At 52.6% G+C, this 16438-nt stretch carries 13 protein-coding genes; 5 read left to right on the top strand and 8 right to left on the bottom strand.

Features of this window, described 5'->3' with window-relative positions; all coding sequences use genetic code 11:
• Window positions 1–36 precede the first annotated feature (36 nt).
• The 3 genes from EMQ_RS02500 to EMQ_RS02490 form a co-directional block, all read right to left on the bottom strand.
• On the bottom strand, window positions 37–1257 hold the full coding sequence (locus EMQ_RS02500; RefSeq protein ID WP_158320015.1) for a murein hydrolase activator EnvC family protein: 1221 nt from the start codon (window positions 1255–1257) through the stop codon (window positions 37–39).
• 251 nt (window positions 1258–1508) lie between these two features.
• On the bottom strand, window positions 1509–3047 hold the full coding sequence (gene gpmI, locus EMQ_RS02495; RefSeq protein ID WP_018308518.1) for a 2,3-bisphosphoglycerate-independent phosphoglycerate mutase: 1539 nt from the start codon (window positions 3045–3047) through the stop codon (window positions 1509–1511).
• Window positions 3048–3146: 99 nt separating this feature from the next.
• Complete coding sequence (locus EMQ_RS02490) at window positions 3147–3350, bottom strand: hypothetical protein (RefSeq protein ID WP_010666939.1); 204 nt, start codon at window positions 3348–3350, stop codon at window positions 3147–3149.
• 204 nt (window positions 3351–3554) lie between these two features.
• Here EMQ_RS02490 and msrB point away from each other — a divergent pair, with 204 nt between their 5' ends.
• The 4 genes from msrB (at window position 3555) to EMQ_RS02470 (ending at window position 7138) form a co-directional block, all read left to right on the top strand.
• On the top strand, window positions 3555–3965 hold the full coding sequence (msrB, locus tag EMQ_RS02485) for a peptide-methionine (R)-S-oxide reductase MsrB (RefSeq protein ID WP_010666940.1): 411 nt from the start codon (window positions 3555–3557) through the stop codon (window positions 3963–3965).
• Window position 3966: 1 nt separating this feature from the next.
• Window positions 3967–4626 carry a uracil phosphoribosyltransferase gene (gene upp, locus EMQ_RS02480; RefSeq protein ID WP_010666941.1) on the top strand — a complete coding sequence of 220 codons (660 nt, stop codon included), beginning with the start codon at window positions 3967–3969 and terminating at the stop codon, window positions 4624–4626.
• A gap of 18 nt (window positions 4627–4644) precedes the next feature.
• On the top strand, window positions 4645–5100 hold the full coding sequence (locus EMQ_RS02475) for a 23S rRNA (pseudouridine(1915)-N(3))-methyltransferase RlmH (protein ID WP_010666942.1): 456 nt from the start codon (window positions 4645–4647) through the stop codon (window positions 5098–5100).
• A gap of 289 nt (window positions 5101–5389) precedes the next feature.
• Window positions 5390–7138, top strand: a complete 1749-nt coding sequence (locus tag EMQ_RS02470) for a hypothetical protein (RefSeq protein ID WP_132012040.1) — start codon at window positions 5390–5392, stop codon at window positions 7136–7138.
• A gap of 207 nt (window positions 7139–7345) precedes the next feature.
• On the opposite strand, the gene gltX is transcribed toward EMQ_RS02470, so the two are convergent.
• Complete coding sequence (gene gltX / locus EMQ_RS02465) at window positions 7346–8674, bottom strand: glutamate--tRNA ligase (RefSeq protein WP_010666254.1); 1329 nt, start codon at window positions 8672–8674, stop codon at window positions 7346–7348.
• A gap of 355 nt (window positions 8675–9029) precedes the next feature.
• On the opposite strand from gltX, the gene EMQ_RS02460 reads away from it, so the two are divergent.
• The gene (locus tag EMQ_RS02460; protein ID WP_010666253.1) at window positions 9030–12530 is read left to right on the top strand and encodes a glycosyltransferase; all 3501 of its coding nucleotides are present in this window, start codon (window positions 9030–9032) and stop codon (window positions 12528–12530) included.
• 193 nt (window positions 12531–12723) lie between these two features.
• Here EMQ_RS02460 and EMQ_RS02455 read toward each other — a convergent pair whose 3' ends face one another.
• Genes EMQ_RS02455 through EMQ_RS02440 form a run of 4 tightly spaced genes read right to left on the bottom strand, consistent with a single transcriptional unit; the run spans window position 12724 to window position 16352 of the window.
• On the bottom strand, window positions 12724–13320 hold the full coding sequence (locus EMQ_RS02455) for a PqiC family protein (protein WP_018308521.1): 597 nt from the start codon (window positions 13318–13320) through the stop codon (window positions 12724–12726).
• Between the two features lie 35 nt (window positions 13321–13355).
• Complete coding sequence (locus EMQ_RS02450; protein WP_010668239.1) at window positions 13356–14339, bottom strand: MlaD family protein; 984 nt, start codon at window positions 14337–14339, stop codon at window positions 13356–13358.
• Complete coding sequence (locus EMQ_RS02445; RefSeq protein ID WP_010668240.1) at window positions 14329–15177, bottom strand: ABC transporter ATP-binding protein; 849 nt, start codon at window positions 15175–15177, stop codon at window positions 14329–14331. The genes EMQ_RS02450 and EMQ_RS02445 overlap by 11 nt, the downstream gene beginning before the upstream one ends.
• A 2-nt stretch (window positions 15178–15179) precedes the next feature.
• The gene (locus tag EMQ_RS02440; RefSeq protein ID WP_010668241.1) at window positions 15180–16352 is read right to left on the bottom strand and encodes an ABC transporter permease; all 1173 of its coding nucleotides are present in this window, start codon (window positions 16350–16352) and stop codon (window positions 15180–15182) included.
• Window positions 16353–16438 lie beyond the last annotated feature (86 nt).

Genomic DNA, 16438 nt, shown 5'->3' with positions numbered 1-16438 from the left:
CATCCGACGTGCAGACATAAAACCCACAACACCCAATCAAAGCAGAGACTTTGGATTGACTGACCGCGCCCCGTTACGAAGCTGGACAAGCAGCGCACCACCGGATGAAGGCATGGAGCCAATGGATGACCCTTTCGCCAGTGACTGCCCTGTGGCGACATTCATGCTGCCAAGGCCAGCCAGCACAAAGCGATAACCGTGTCCGCAATTCAGGATCAGCATCTCGCCATAACTCCTGAATGGAGAGGCAAATTCCACGGTTCCCGAGCAGGGAGCCCGCACGCTGCTGCCGGGGGCTGCGGAATACGTATTGCCTGATGCCGCTCCGCCCTCCATCGGCTGCCCCCACGCCGTCAGAAGATGGCCGGTCACGATGCCATCGCCGCCATGACCAGATATAGGTGCAGGAGGGGGCTCCACCTCCTTGGTGACATGACGACCAGCCGCTCTGGCGGCGGCTGCCGCAGCGGCAGCCTGGGCCCGGCGTCGCGCTTCGGCAGCCTCACGGGCCTTTCGTGCCCGTTCTGCGGCTTCGGCCTCTCTCTGCAACTGAGCCATGGCGGCGGCTTCCGCGGCCAGCACACCGTTGAGTTCCGCTTGCAACGTTTTCTGTTTGGCGGCTTCCTGCGAAGCATTGCTCGACGCCAGTCGGGCGGCTGCATTCGACTGAATCTGCGCATTTCGAGCGGCGATTGCCTGTTTAGCCAGTTCAGCTCTCTGCTGTTGCTGGATGCTTTCGATCCGACTGAGTTCCGCCACCTGTCCTGACAGCTTGCCTTCAATCGCCTTCAGATCCTTCTGTCGGCTTTGCAGGGATTCCGCCCGGGTCTCCAGAAGATTGCCCAAACCACGCATAACCAGAAGCCCGCGCACCACGTTTTCTGTTGGGCCGGCTCCAGTCAGCAGGGCGTCCATGGGATAGAGTGACAGTCGTTGCGCTACAGGCAACAGCGGTTCCAGCGCCTTGGCGTCCGATCGCAGCGCATCCTGCGTCGCCTGCTGATCAGCGCGAAGATCTTCGACCTGCGCCTGCACAGTCTCGGTGCGAATTTCCGTTTTCTGAAGCTGTTCCGCAGCGGCAACCGTTGCCGAGGACAGGGCAACAGAACGCGAATGATCCTGCGCAGCCTGCGCAGCCGCAGCAGCATTCTGCCGACGCGCCTGATCCAGTCGTGCAGCCTCTGCTTTCGCCTGCGCTCTCAGAACTGTTTCCTGCGCCTGTGCAGCCTCAAGCGCTGCACGTGTAGGTGATGACACCGCAGCTGCTGACTGTGTTTTCTTTCCTTGGTGCTGGCCCGAATGGGAAGAAGTTGTATGCCGGGCCTGCTTGCTGGATGCGGCATGAGACAGATGAGGCCACATCAGGAAGATTGTGCTTCCCGTTGCCAACAGGGGCCACCATTTTATAGGGCGTCTAACGCGGCATGTTTTTGTTGCAGCGGGAGAAAGCGTGTGTGCAGAACTCACACATCCTCCCTTGTCGCCACAGTCGCAGAACAGAAGGAAATTTAGGCCTCCTGCGACGAGATCAGGGATTTTCCGGTCATGGCGGTCGGCTGTTTCAGACCCATCAGACCGAGAAGGGTCGGAGCAATATCGGCAAGCCGTCCATGATGAAGCCTGACATTGCCTGCTCCCATGAGAACGCAGGGCACTTCATTCAGTGTGTGCGACGTATGCGGATTGCCTGTCTCCGGATCCTTCATGGTTTCGCAGTTTCCATGATCAGCCGTTACGAGAAGAGCGCCGCCCTGTTTGCGGATGGCGTCGGCGATGCGGCCCAGACCGGTATCCACCGTTTCCACAGCCTTGATGGCGGCGGACAGGATACCCGTATGCCCGACCATGTCCGGATTGGCGTAGTTGAGCACGATCAGATCGTAATGACCGCTTTCAATGGCCGCGACAGCCTTGTCGGTCAGTTCTGGCGCAGACATTTCCGGTTGCAGATCATAGGTGGCGACCTTGGGTGAGGGCACAAGGATCCGGTCCTCGCCCTCGAATTTCTCTTCACGACCACCGTTCAGGAAGTAGGTGACGTGGGGATATTTTTCAGTCTCCGCCATGCGAAGCTGTTTTTTGCCGGCCGCGGCAACAACGTCACCGAGAAGATCACGCAAGTCCTGTGGGGCGAACAGAACAGTCGTCAGCTTGGCCAGTTCGTCGCTATAGCGCGTCATGCAGGTTGTCGCAGCGAAATGGCGCACGACTTTCCGCTGGAAGCCGCTGAACTCCGGCTCCAGAAGCGCCGTCAGCAACTCCCGGATGCGGTCAGCCCGGAAGTTGAAGGAAAGAATACCGTCACCATCTTTGGCACCCTGAAAATCACCGAGCACGGTAGGAATGACAAACTCATCCGTCACATTCGCCTTGTAGGAGGCGTCCAGTACTTCCAAAGGAGACGCCGCCCGCGGGCCCTCGCCACTGGTGATGACGTCATAGACCTTGGAGACGCGTTCCCAGCGATTGTCCCGGTCCATGGCGTAATAACGTCCGGAAATCGACGCGAGTTCGACCGTCTGGGGAAGGGCTTTTGTGAGGCTCTCGATATAGCCAACCCCGGACTGGGGCGGTGTATCGCGACCATCCGTGAAGATATGAAACGCAACCTTGACGCCCGCATCAGTCAGAATGTGCGCCAGTGCGACGGCATGATCCTGATGGGCATGCACCCCTCCTGAGGAGACGAGGCCAAGAAGATGGCAGGTCCCGCCGGTTTCCTTCATCTTGTTGATAAAGGCCGCAAGGACTTCATTTTTGGCGAGGCTGCCATCCCGAATCGCTTTGCCGATCCGCGGCAATTCCTGCATCACCACACGGCCTGCGCCGATATTCAGGTGTCCGACTTCGGAGTTGCCCATCTGCCCGTCCGGCAGGCCGACATCCTCGCCGCTGGTGTCCAGAAAAGTGCTGGGACATGTGCTCCACAAACCATCGAAGATCGGAGTGGACGCAAGACGTACGGCATTGTCAGATTCGTCTTCTCGCCAGCCAAAACCATCAAGAATGACAAGCATGACGGGGCGGGGCGGGGATGAAATGGTCATTGTTGCGCAGGCCTTCTTCTATGTGTGCCTTTATTCGTGCTCCAAATATGGCACCAGACGCAGCAGCTTCCAAGTCATCCCCACTGAGAACGGGAAGGTTCAGGGATGTTTGTGAGCATCCTCGTCCTTCTTTTCCTCAGTCTCATCTGAATCGTCATCGACGCAGTCATTGGCCCCGGTTATTTTTCCGGATGAAGGCGCATCACTCGCTGGGAAGGAGCCTTTGCCTTCGTCATCCAGAATTTCATTCGTGGACTTGCTGGAGGTTGATGTCCCGCATACGGGAGGTTTTTTCTCACTCATCTCGAGTTCTCCTGTTTGTTTCATAAAAATGCTGACGAAGACTCAACGCTGTCTGCGTGGAGAGTTGCGGATTAAAATAATTCTCGCATCACGATTTCGTGCAGAAATTGCTGCCTGCTGTTTGACAGAGGGGTATGTATTTTCTGACGATGACGTTACATCGGTCATACCGCCGATGTGTGCGGTTTCAGGGAAGTCACGGCAATGGTTCAAAAACCCACACCCGTAGCCGTTTGTGGAACTCTCACACCGGATCAGGTGCGTATTCTGCGTGAGCACGGGACAGAGCGACCGGGCTCAAGCCCGCTTAACCACGAAAAACGTCCGGGCGTGTATCGCTGCGCGGGATGCGGAAATCCTCTTTTTACGGCGAACACCAAGTATGAGAGCGGTAGCGGCTGGCCTTCCTTTTTCGATGCGCTGCCCGGCGCAATCGAAGAGCGAAAGGATGTCAGTCACGGCATGATCCGTAACGAGGTGCTCTGCTCTAAATGCAAAGGCCATCTCGGTCATGTCTTTCCCGATGGCCCACCTCCTACCGGGCTGCGCTATTGCATGAATGGTCTGGTTCTGGACTTCCAGCCCGAAGATTCCGCTAATTCAGGTACTATTTGAAATGACTTCAGCCGAGAACACCGACATGACGACTGATATGGTTACTGTCGTCCGTCACCCTCTTGTCCGTCACAAGTTGACGCATCTGAGAGCCCGCACGACATCAACGGCCGGTTTTCGGCGACTGGTGCGTGAGTTGAGCTTGTTGCTCGCCTATGAAGCGACCCAAGATCTCAAGCTTGAACCTGTGACCATCGAGACGCCACAGGAGACGATGGAAGGCGAGGAACTCTCGGGCAAGAAGCTCTGTTTCGTCTCGATCCTGCGAGCGGGAAATGGTATTCTCGATGGCATGCTTGATCTGATTCCGTCAGCGCGTGTCGGGCATATTGGTTTGTACAGGGACCCCGAAACCCTGGAAGCTGTTGAATATTACATGAAGTTGCCGGACGATATCGGTGAACGTATCTGCATTGCCGTCGATCCGATGCTGGCGACGGGGCACAGCGCGGTTGCGGCAATTGATCGCCTTAAAAACGCTGGATGCTCTTCGATTATTTTCGTCTGCCTGCTTGCTGTCCCTCAAGGCATCGCCTGCCTTCAGAAAGCTCATCCTGACGTGCGGATCATCACATGTTCGATTGACCGTGAACTGGATGATCACGGTTATATCTGTCCGGGACTGGGTGACGCGGGAGACCGGCTGTTCGGGACGAAGTAATCAGGGGGCTTTTTTGAAATGCGCCTGATTGCTGTAGGGCGGATGAAGGATAGTCATGAGCGGGCGCTTGTGGAGCGTTACGTCAAACGCCTGAATCCGTCACTCACAATTACAGAACTGCCTGATGGAAAGGGGAGCCCGGCGGAAATCAAGCGCCGGGAAGGGGAGACGATTTTATCCGCCCTCTCTAACCGTGCATTTGTGGTGGTGCTCGATCTGGCAGGAAAGCTCATGTCGAGCGAAGTGTTTTCGCAAAAACTGGGCGAATGGCTCGAGACCGGGCGCGATATCTGTTTCATTATCGGTGGAGCGGAAGGTCTTGATGCAGCCGTGGTGTCGCGTGCCGATGCAACGATCTCTCTGGGAAGTCTGACCTGGCCGCATATGCTGGTCCGTATCATGCTGGTGGAACAGATTTACAGAGCGCGCGCTATCGCGGCCGGGCATCCCTATCACCGTTCCGGGCGTCCATAATTTCCTACTTAAATAATTGAAAAATATATCAATTATCGCGTTGAGAATGAGTCTTTTCTGAAATAAAAAAATAATCATTTAAATATTTTTATAAAATATGAGAAACGGAGAGTAATTAGTGTTGTGGAATGTACACAATTTACAATAAATGATTGAATTATAAAAAATTATACAATTGTTTTGTTGACTAGTTAATAAGTTCTTTTGTATCGATAATAAATCGTTAAACGTAATCCGGAAGCCGTTAGCGCAATAAAAATTCCGGCATTATACAAAGAACAGGCTGGGAATGACCGATACCTCCCTGCTGCTGTCGAGCAGCACAACTGGTGACTCAACCAATGATCAGGTTATTGCGGGTACGGTCTCGACATCATCCACAACGGATGCTCTTGCTGCCGGTTATGCAGGTTCAACATCAACTGATACAACTACTTCAGGCAGTCTTTCCTCCCCTGACTATACTCAGACGGGCGGTGTAGTCAGTAATGCGGCAGATGTACTGTCGTCTTCCGGCACGACATCGAGTGCAGTCAGCTCAGGTACATCCTCTGCCGCTGCAAACTCATCCTCGACTGGCGCAATACAGTTTCTTAGTGCGCAGTCAGCGATGCTGGTGACTTCATCAACCGCTGCTGCTGACACAATCAATGATACTAATTTTGTATGGTCATCTTCGCTGTCACCAACGACGCCTTTCTTTGTAACTAACGATCAAAGTGCTCTGACTAATCAAAGTATCTCTTGGGTTTTTCAGTCAGTGCTTGGTCGTGATCCGACCTCGGCAGAACTGACGACTTATGCTTCCCAGATAACCCTTTCTCCTTTGGGCTCTGAAGGATTCATGTACTCAAATTATTCTGGGCTTGTATCCACGTTGGCTTATAGCAGTGAAGCCTACCAGACACTGAGTTCGTATTTTGTTGATTACACCGGCGAGCAGGCATCAAATAGTATCATAACCCAAGGTCAGGCTCTTCTAGCCAAACAAGATACGCTTGGGAGCCTCAAAAACGATATAATCAGCAGCGATCAAACGACTGATGCGATTATTTCCCTTTATTCTGACAAGCTTGGCCTCACCCTTACGGCTAGCGATCCTCAGGTTTCGTCGTGGGAAAACGCCATGACAGGAGAAGGTGTCACGTTGACCACAGCTTTGCAGAGCGTCACCCACGGGATTGAGGCGCAATCCATCATTTCTTCCGTTTATTCCAGCAAGCTGAATTATACGCCTGGTGCGAATGAAATCAGTGCGTGGGAGAATGAATTGGAGAATGGAGGGACATACAATACTCTCGTTTCCTCTGTTTCTTCCGGCATAGAAGCACAGTCAATTATTACGAATGTCTACCAGCAGAAAATTGGTATCACCCCAAGTAGTGGCGCGATTTCAGCGTGGGAGAATTTTTTTATAAATGGCGCAAATTATACTGCCCTTGTTAATGGAGTATCGCATGGCAGTGAAGCGAATGCTGCTGTAGCGGCAGTTTATGAGCAGAAGATCGGCGTAACCCCATCAACAGTCGAGATAAGCTCATGGGAGGATTATTTTGCACAAGGGGCTTCCTACCGTGATCTTGTGAATGGTGTGTCTGAAGGACAGCAGGCCCGCCAGGTCATTGCCTCTACATATCTCGACAAGTCGGGAGTTGTTGCCTCTTCAGCCCAGATCGATGCATGGGCGTCTTATCTTGCTTCCGGTGGAACTTACCAGATTATGGTCAAGACCATCAGCCATGGGATCGAGGCGCAGGGCATGATCACGAACGCATATCAGAAAATTCTGGATATAACGCCATCTGCTGCCCAGATCAGTGCTTGGCAGGATACGATGTCCAACGGTACAACTTATGCAACCTTTATTGCGACACTCTCCCATGGAGTGGAGGCGCAGTCCATGATTACACAATTTTATATGACCAGCTTTGTGCGTGCGCCTACCGATGCTGAACTTGAGGCTGCTATGACACTGTTACAGAATGGGGCAACCTATACTGAAGTCAAAAATACCATAGCAAGTAGCGCGCATAGCTAAATTTTATGCACAGTAGAATGCATCGAAGGGTGTTTATCTAATATTGAAAAGACTGTAGGCCTACTGCTATTCGACTACGGTCGCATTGATACGATACAAGACGCTTGTATTTCGGTGACCCAGATTCCGTTTCTTCCAGAGTCACTATCAGAAAAAGCATCTATTCTATCCGTTATATTCAGAAAGAATAGATGCCTTGAATAAATATTAAACAGTCAGAGCAAGTCTGGCCAAGGAGCGTTGCCGGCCAATTAGCGGCAGAAGCATTTTCAATTCAGGGCCATGCTCCTCACCCGTAAGAGCCAGTCTCAGGGGACGAAACAAAGCCTTGCCTTTACGACCTGTTGCTTCAGTAATTGCCTTTGTCCATGTGGACCACGTTTCTTCCGACCACGGTTCTTCCGGGAGCAGGTCGGCTGCCTGACTGAGATAGTCCAGCTCTTCCGGCTGCGCAGGAGGAGTGATGTCTCCGTGCGTTACATGCCACCAGTGATGGCACTCTGTGAGCAATTCAATGTTGCCTCGAATAGCCAACCAGAACTGCTCCGTGGCGCCTTCCGGCAAACGCTTGCGCACATCCTGAAACTCGGCAGCGGCGAGGATGCGTCTGTTGAGGCCGAGCAACTGCTTCATGTCGAAACGTGCAGCAGATTTCGAGATGCATGACAGATCGTAATCCTGAGCAAGGGCATCAAAACTCATTGGTTCAGGAGATTTGGAGCTGCCCAGACTGGCGAGATAGGTCGTCATCGCCTCGGCTTCGATACCGTCGCGGCGCAGTGTTTTGATGGACATGGAATCAAAGCGTTTGGACAGCTTTCCACCGCCTTCATCCAGCAGAAGCGGAAGATGCGCGAATGTAAAGCGGTCCGGCTTGGCTCCGAGCGCTTCCGCTATATCAAGCTGGACGCCAGTATTCGTGATATGATCTTCCCCACGGATGATATGGGTCACACCCGTTTCCAGGTCATCCACAATGGATGCCAGCGTGTAGAGGATCGTGCCATCAGCACGGACAAGCACCGGATCCGAGACAGTGGTCAGCTTGACGGAACAGTTGCCCATTACGAGGTCTTTCCAGCCCTTGCTGGCGTCAGTCAGCTTGAACCGCCAGTAGGGAACCTTGCCATTGGCTTCCGCCTGAGCACGCTGCGCCGCCGTCAACTTGAGCATGGCGCGGTCATAAAGTGGCGGCTTGCGTAATCTGATCCGCATTTCCCGCTTGGCAGCGAGTTCCTGCTCGCTCTCAAAGCAGGGATACAGGCGACCGGATGCCTTCAGGGCTTCAATGGCCCGGTTGTAGCGATCCAGACACTCTGTCTGACGAAAGGTTTCATCCCACGAAATTCCAAGCCACTCGAGATCGGTCTTGATGCCGGCGACATAGATTTCCTGAGACCGACCGATATCCGTATCATCAATCCGCAGTTGAAAAGTCGCGTTATGCTTGCGGGCAAAGAGTGCGTTGGCAATGGCCTGGCGTGCGTTGCCGACATGGAGCATGCCTGTCGGGCTGGGAGCAAAACGAAGTTTCATCAGTAAGGTATGCCGTATCCCATTGGGTTAACGCTAGGGGGGAAGGGAGTTCTTAATATGTCATGGCGTAGTGCCCTGACCGGATAATCAGACTGGAATGTCCTCTACCGCACGACGACATCATATTTCAGTTCTGGCCGGACCGCCATCCCACACGAACAATACGAGGATTGATAGCGGGCTGTATCAAAAGCGGTATTTTACAAGCTGTTTTATAGAAGTTTTCTTTTTATTGCGTCAATTTATGATCAGTCCACTCGCTTGACGCTTTTTCATCCGTCTCCTAACAAACACCGAGATAATATAATTGAGGCCGATGCCTCTACCGGCAGATATTCGGTGCTGAGGAACTACCATGACGTTGGATGCCACTGGTGAACGGTTCATGCCTGGCATGCGCGGAGAAACCGCGCTTGAGCACATGCACCGCTATCTCTTTGCGCGTGAGATTATCAGTGAGGGGTCTGCCGTTCTTGATGTGGCGTCGGGAGAGGGTTACGGCAGCGCGCTGCTTGGTGCAAAGGCGGGAACGGTTGTCGGGGTGGATGTGTCCTGTGACGCTGCGGAACATGCCCAGCGTAAATACGGGAATGAGCGTGTAAAATTTCTGACGGGTGATGTGTGCGCTTTGCCCCTGCCTTCTGCCAGCATTGATTTCATCGTTAGTTTCGAGACGATTGAGCATATTGCTGACCATGAAAAAATGCTTGAGGAATTTGTTCGGGTCCTGAAACCATCTGGCGTGGTGATCATTTCCAGTCCCGATAAATATCGTTATTCGATGCTAACGGGTTATTCCAACGAATTTCATGTAAAAGAGCTTTTCAGTCATGAGTTTCAACAACTCATGCGGAAGTATTTCACTAATGTTGTTTTCGGTGGTCAGAGAAACATGTTCGGGACAGTCATAGACTTTCCCGACGCAGTAAGCCGGGATATCAGTTTTTCGCTGGCTGAAGGTGATATTGCCCGGTTTGAAGACGTTCCCGAACCAATGTATCTGATCGCGATTGCGTCCAGAGCAGACCTTCCCATGGCTGTACGCGGTGTCTGCATAAACCATGTGACAGAAAGCGACGCTTTTCAGGACATGTCGAATAAGAAATATAGTTCTGTGAGACTGGAAACTGAGCTGGACAGGGAAAAGGTGAAGGTCATAGATCTGGCGCGCAGACTTTTCGAAGAACGTGAAAAGAATGCTGTCCTCACGACAGATCTTGCTACGCAGTGTTACAATGCCAACCTTCTCGCCGCTCGTTGTAATGAGCGTGACCAGACAATTGCGTTACTATCAGAGGAAAAGCTTGATTTAACAGAAAAGCTTGTGGGTACGGAGCATCGGTATAAGGCGGTTGAGAACAGCACTGCATGGCGGATGACAAAACCTGCCCGCTATTTAATGGGAAAAATGCCTCTTGTAAGGGCTGCTGTGCGGCGTGTCCGTCACCGCGCCAGCACCAGCCAGCCGGTTGTCGTGCAGGGCCGGGATGACTCAACGGGAGAAACGGATGGAAGCAATCATCGAACTGAATATGCCCTCAACGAAACAGAGCGTATGATTGCGGCTGATATTGCGCCTGTTTTTGATGTTTCTTATTACAGCAAACAGGCAGGTATACCGGAAGAAAATCTGGATAATATTACTGCTGCCGCACATTATCTGACCACAGGTTATGACGCAGGTTTAAATCCCTGTGAGAGCTTTGATACCAACTATTACAGAAACAGATATCCGGACGTCATACAGGCTGGCATGAACCCGCTGTGGCACTGGGTTTTGCATGGTCGGAGTGAAGGTCGTCCTGCATTGCCGTACGAACAGCGCCTGAAGACCATACCTTACAGACCTTTGGTCAGCGCGATTATTCCCAACTACAATCATGCGGAATTTCTTCAGCAGCGGTTTGAGTCCATCATCAATCAAACCTATGAAAATATAGAAATTATCTTCCTTGATGATCATTCGCAGGATGGAAGTCTTGAAATTGCGGAGAAATTCAAAGAGCAATATCCGGAAAGAATAAAGATTTTTTCCAATGAAACAAACTCGGGGAATGTATTTCGGCAGTGGCGTAAAGGAGTGGATGCGGCACAGGGAGAGATCATCTGGATTTGTGAGAGTGATGATTTCGCAGATGAAAATTTCGTAGAAAAACTGGTACGACACTTTGTTGATCCCAGTGTCCAGATAGCGTTTGGTCGTATCCAGTACTGTGATCGCCATGGAAATTTTCAGGACGGTCTGGATGGTTACAGAGAGCGTGCCCAGCCCGGCATCTGGAATGAGACGTTGGTGAAACCGGCTGGGTGGTGGTTTACCAATGCCTTTGCTGTATCAAATGTTATTGCCAATGTCGGAGGGTGTCTGATCCGTCGTCATGACGTTCGGCTTGAGGTCTGGGAAAAGGCGCAGCAGTTCCATGTTCTGGGCGACTGGTATCTTTATGCGGAGTGGGCGGCAGGCGGGCAGATCGTTTATTCTCCGGATGCGATTGCACATTTTAGGCAGCATGAAAAAAACACATCAGTAAACAGCTTCAAAACGGAGCGCTTCTATCGCGAGCATCAGGAACTCATAGAATATCTTCGCCGCAAATGGGGTGTGGACGATGAGCATGTAGCGCGCTTTGCTGATGCTCTGAAATCGACTTTTACCTTTGTGGGTGCTGAACAACTGCTTGGACCATTTGAAAGCGTTTTCAGTCTGGAGCAGGTGCTCGCCTGTCAGCATGAAGATCAGCACATTATCTTTGCGGTGCTCGGCTTTAAGCTGGGAGGAGGCGAGATTCTTCCGATCCAGCTTGCCAACGCTCTTGTCAAACAAGGCATAATGGTCTCGTTTCTGGTATATGAGCATACGGGTGAAGACCCTCAGATACAGGCACTTCTGGATCGTTCCATCCCTGTCTATTCAGCCGATGCCGCGCGAGATGTCGGGGTATGGCGATATGTTCTGGACCTGCGCGCTGACCTGATCCATTCGCATTTCTGTTTCTGTGAGCTACTGTTTTTCCCTGATGACAGTTCACTTCCAGTGCTGCCCTATCTGGTGACGCTGCATGGTTCCTATGAATGCGTGTCATTCTCCAGAAATATCATTCGGCGTCTGGAAAAGGCTGTGACGCTCTGGATTTATCTGACGGAAAAGAACCTTCTGCATCTGCGGGATCAGAAGGGAAAGCTGCCTGTCGGCGATATCTCTTTTATCGGTAACGGTATGGCGCTGGATAATCGACCATTTCCGATGACCCGCGCACAGCTTGGCCTGACTGACGGCGACTTTGTTCTGGCTGTAGCCAGCCGCTGCATCCCTGAGAAAGGCTGGAAACAGGCCTGTGAAGCTGTCTGCCAGCTCAATCAGGCAGAAGGTGGACAAAGGGTGCATTTGCTACTTTGTGGAACCGGAGAGGCGCTGGAGGATCTGGAAGCGCAGTATGGTGACGTTCCTGAAATACAATTCCTTGGCTATCAGGACTGCATCAACGGTCTGTATCGTCTGGCTGACTGCATGCTGCTACCTACGAGATTCCCTGGTGAATCTTTTCCTCTCACATTGATCCAGGCACTTCAGGTTGGTACGCCCGCCATTGCGACAGATGTTGGCTTTGTTCGGTCAATGATGACGGATGACGATAATAATCGGGCAGGTCTACTGTTGTCGCTGGAGACTGATGATGAAGTTTTTCAGGCTTCTATCGTGAAGGCGGTCAGAAAGATGATGAATAACGGCGTTCGTGCCGCATTTTCGGAAGCTGCATTACGCTGTGGCGCACGATATGGCATTGAAAAGGTTGCTGAGGCCTATATCCACACTTACCGACGCTTTCGGAATGAAGCGATAGCTCACAGCAATTGATGGTAAATCAGTCAGGATAATCGGACGACTTTTATAATTATCCTTAACAAAAGTCGCACAAGGCGACTTACTGATTGGACAAGATACTTATCTGAAAGTTTTGCTGATCAGCTTAAACTAGTTGTCGTGAAAGAACCGGAACAAAGGGGAATACTTTCACGACATTAGCCTCAGAATTTTCCGAAGGAAGTATTTACTGAGGCAAGGAAGAAGCAATCATCCTGCTCAACTGATTGATAAGATCATTCGTTGTCTGGACGACTTTTTCGTCAGTGCCATTGTCGGTTATGGAAGACGTGACATGCGTCCGATCCGTTCTTGTTGGAACATGGTCATCGTCAGAAATATAGGTCCAGTTGGCATCCAGAGTTGCCTGACCGGATGTGGGAATATCCAGACGGGTAATCGTAATCCGTAGGCGAGACATGGAAAGCGAGCCTGTCGGTGCCTGTTCAGTCACAAACATATCAGGACGTGCAGCGCTGAGCCTTACCGTGATCAGGTCTGTAATCCCGTTGGAAAGCCGTTCAGCCCAGCGTCCGTTCGGGCTGCGCTGAAGCGCGCTTCCATCGCGGGTCAGAAGATCCTGAGAGTCGAGATAGTCCGGCAGGGAAACCCTGCTGATTTCCAGAACCGGTGCTGTTGAAGCAAGAGGACCGGATACTGCTGGAACAGTCGTTGCCGGACCTTCAAGCGTATAAAGATGCAAGGGAGGGCTGGAGCAGCCCGTCAGGGACACGCTGATAACCAGACCAGCCATGAGAGACAGTTTTGTTCGTGCGCCAGACATGGGTTTCCCTTTATGTACAATCATCTTCATCAGATTTATTGACGCCGTCCCATGAGGAGCAACTGAGGATTTCGTTCAACATCGCTGGCAAATCCGCGCAGGGACGCGGCAGCAGTTGCAATGTCGCGCAGGGCTGAGTCCAGATTGTCCCGGTTGACCGAACGCGGAGAAATGATGCTTTCCACATTTTCCAGCGTTTTTCTGGCTTCATCGGCTGTTCTTGTGGCGCTTGTCAATGTTGCATGCAGGTCAGCCCCACGATCCCGTAGCTGGGTATTTCCTGTCTGCATCAGCCGATCAATGTCGAGAAGGGTAACATTGAGCTTTCCATGCAGATCGTTGATAGCCGCTGTGGCAGCTTTCAGGGTCTGCTGAGAGTCCTTCGAGCTTTCCTCAAGACTGGCCACGAGCGCCGGAAACTGGGTGTTGAGCTTTTCGGCAACGTCACGAATGGACAGCACAGCATCATTGGCGTTGGACGCCAGCTCTTTCAGAGGAAGGTCAGACAGGGTTTCCTTCATCTTCTGTATGGCCGACACATGCGTGGGGATTTCTATGAGACTGGATATCTCGGGGTGAAACGGCGCCGGGGAGCCAGGGAAGAAATCAAGATTGATGCTGACCGTGCCGGTTACGAAACTCTGAAGATTCTGCTCTGCCCGCAGTCCGTGCGCGATGACTTCGGGAAGATTGATGTGGCCAGACGATGTGGGGTCGTCAATGACATGCACCTGCCCCGGGTCGAGACTTATCTCCACCGGTATGTACGGAACATTTGTCGACTGATTATAGCGAAGAGTGATCTTGTCGACAGCACCGACGCGGACCCCCCGGAAGGTCACAGGTGCGCCGACAGACAGCCCGGCAACTGAATCCTGAAAGACAATGACGGCCCGGGTATTTCTTGAGAAGAAGTTTGTGTTCCCGAAAAAGATGAAGGCCAGCACACTCAGCGCGATGCCCCCCGTGACGAAAAGACCGACAATCGTTTGACGGGCTGCGCCTGAATCATTGGCCATTGTGAGGTGTGCCTTTCCTGACTGGTTCAGCGGGCGCTGGATCGACCCGGGCATCGCGGTGCATGAAGGCATGAACCTGTGGGTCGGTACAATGATCTCTCAGATCACGGGGAGAACCATGGGCAATCGGGGTTTTGCTCTGGGCATCGAGAAAAATGCCGTCATCAGCGATGGCGAACAGACTGGGCAACTCATGACTGACGATGACGATCGTCGCGCCCAGACCTTCACGCAGACTGAGAATGAGGTCATCCAGCCGCGCCGAGGTAATGGGGTCAAGTCCGGCTGATGGTTCATCGAAAAACAGAATGTCGGGATCAAGAGCAATTGCCCGTGCCAGTCCAGCCCGCTTTTTCATTCCTCCGGAAATCTCGGAAGGATAGAGGTCGATGGCATGGGAAAGCCCAACGAAACCCAGCTTCAGTTCGACAAGGTTGCGGATCATGTCCTTGTCGAGCCGGGTAAACATCTCAAGTGGCAGGGCGACGTTTTCACCGACGGTCATGGATGACCACAACGCGCCACTCTGAAACAGCACGCCAAAACGGCGATTCAAAGCCGTTCTGTGGGAATCAGGGCCAGCCCAGTAATCATCTCCGTCGACCGTGTAGCGACCAGCCTGAGGACGCAGAAGTCCGATCATGCTGCGAAGAATGGTGCTTTTACCACACCCCGAACCGCCCATAACGGCAAAGATGGAGCCACGTTTCACATCCATCGTGATGTTTTTCTGAATGACCTTGGGGCCATAGCCAATGGTGATGTCACGCAGCGACAACAGGACCTCGCCCTGCTGGGATGCCGTTGTGTGCTGGGGAAGGTCGGCGTTGCTCTGCATCGTCAGATTCCAAGAGCATTGGCTATGACGGCAAAGATCGCGTCCAGCGTGATGACGCCCACAATGCCGACCACCACGGCTGAGGTGGCCGCTGTTCCGACATCGGCAGCGCTACGGCCGGCTTTCAGGCCGATCCGGCAGGAGACGAGGCCAATCATGATTGCAAAGACAATTGATTTTGCAAAGCCAAACTCAAACTGGCTCATGGAGACAGCGCCAAAAGTCTGATGCATGTACCCTGCGCCAGTGATATCGGGCAGCATCCCAACCGAAACCACATAACCGCCAAAGATGCTCATCACGCAGCCATAAAGATAGAGCAGCGGCATCATTACCATGAGGGAAACGACGGCCGGAACCAGAATATAGCTGGAGATGGGGATGCCAAAAACCTGAAGGGCGTCGATTTCCTCGTTACCCTGCATGGTGGCGATACGCGCTGCATACGCACCACCCGTACGGCCCGCCATGATGATTGCCGTCATGACGGCCGACAGTTCGCGGACGCAGGCAATACCGACAAGGTTGGCCACGTAGATGTCAGCAGAAAATTTCTGGAGCTGCACGGCGCCAACAAAAGCAAGGATCGCGCCGATCAGAAAATTGACAACGCTGACGATAAGCAGCGCAGACGGACCCGCATCGAAAATGTTTGCCAGCAGATCGCGCAGCCGCATGCCGCCGTGTCCGCTCAGGGCTTTTGTCGAAACCTGAGCCGTGTCCAGTCCGAGTAGCGTCAGGGCGCCGACTTCATTCAGAGTGGATAGGGTAAATGCGCCACTCAACGTGAATGGGTTATGAATTTTATCGTGAAGAGGCGTTGGAGCCTGGGGTGTTTCCGGCAGAAGGGAAGAAAGGCTCTGCACCCCTTCGGGAAGGTCACTGATGTCGAGGCTCAGCCCCTTCTTGGCGGCAACCTGTTTTGCGCTCCAGAGAAAGGAAACGAGGGAAGAGTCCCACTGGCCGAGCTTACTGGCATCGACAGTCAGCGAACCCGCCTGATTGTTGGCAGAGAGAGCATCACTGGAGAATGCCAGCGGAACATGCTCGTCAATCGTCCAGTTGCCTGAAATATGGAGCTCAGGCGTCTGCCCGCTGGTGGAAATAGTCCATTCAGGCTGTGCAGGCGTGATTTTCTGCGCAGCGGAAGAACTCTCGGGTGCGTGACTATCCATAGATTTCGACGACAATAAGACAGGTCACGCTTTTTGGCCAGAGGGGCTCGATTCAGACAGCCGTGACCTGCGATCAATGGCTCGAC

Origin of the sequence: Acetobacter aceti NBRC 14818 (genome assembly GCF_000193495.2) — a bacterium.
Taxonomy (GTDB): Bacteria; Pseudomonadota; Alphaproteobacteria; order Acetobacterales; family Acetobacteraceae; genus Acetobacter; species Acetobacter aceti.
This window is presented reverse-complemented; position numbering and strand designations above follow the sequence as displayed.

What these genes read in the sequence shown, in the direction of transcription:
- gpmI (WP_018308518.1), bottom strand. Translation starts at nt 3,047, where the DNA reads ATGACCATTTCATCCCCGCCCCGCCCCGTCATGCTTGTCATTCTTGAT.
- EMQ_RS02490 (WP_010666939.1), bottom strand. Translation starts at nt 3,350, where the DNA reads ATGAGTGAGAAAAAACCTCCCGTATGCGGGACATCAACCTCCAGCAAG.
- msrB (WP_010666940.1), top strand. Translation starts at nt 3,555, where the DNA reads ATGGTTCAAAAACCCACACCCGTAGCCGTTTGTGGAACTCTCACACCG.
- upp (WP_010666941.1), top strand. Translation starts at nt 3,967, where the DNA reads ATGACTTCAGCCGAGAACACCGACATGACGACTGATATGGTTACTGTC.
- EMQ_RS02475 (WP_010666942.1), top strand. Translation starts at nt 4,645, where the DNA reads ATGCGCCTGATTGCTGTAGGGCGGATGAAGGATAGTCATGAGCGGGCG.
- EMQ_RS02470 (WP_132012040.1), top strand. Translation starts at nt 5,390, where the DNA reads ATGACCGATACCTCCCTGCTGCTGTCGAGCAGCACAACTGGTGACTCA.
- gltX (WP_010666254.1), bottom strand. Translation starts at nt 8,674, where the DNA reads ATGAAACTTCGTTTTGCTCCCAGCCCGACAGGCATGCTCCATGTCGGC.
- EMQ_RS02460 (WP_010666253.1), top strand. Translation starts at nt 9,030, where the DNA reads ATGACGTTGGATGCCACTGGTGAACGGTTCATGCCTGGCATGCGCGGA.
- EMQ_RS02455 (WP_018308521.1), bottom strand. Translation starts at nt 13,320, where the DNA reads ATGTCTGGCGCACGAACAAAACTGTCTCTCATGGCTGGTCTGGTTATC.
- EMQ_RS02450 (WP_010668239.1), bottom strand. Translation starts at nt 14,339, where the DNA reads ATGGCCAATGATTCAGGCGCAGCCCGTCAAACGATTGTCGGTCTTTTC.
- EMQ_RS02445 (WP_010668240.1), bottom strand. Translation starts at nt 15,177, where the DNA reads ATGCAGAGCAACGCCGACCTTCCCCAGCACACAACGGCATCCCAGCAG.
- EMQ_RS02440 (WP_010668241.1), bottom strand. Translation starts at nt 16,352, where the DNA reads ATGGATAGTCACGCACCCGAGAGTTCTTCCGCTGCGCAGAAAATCACG.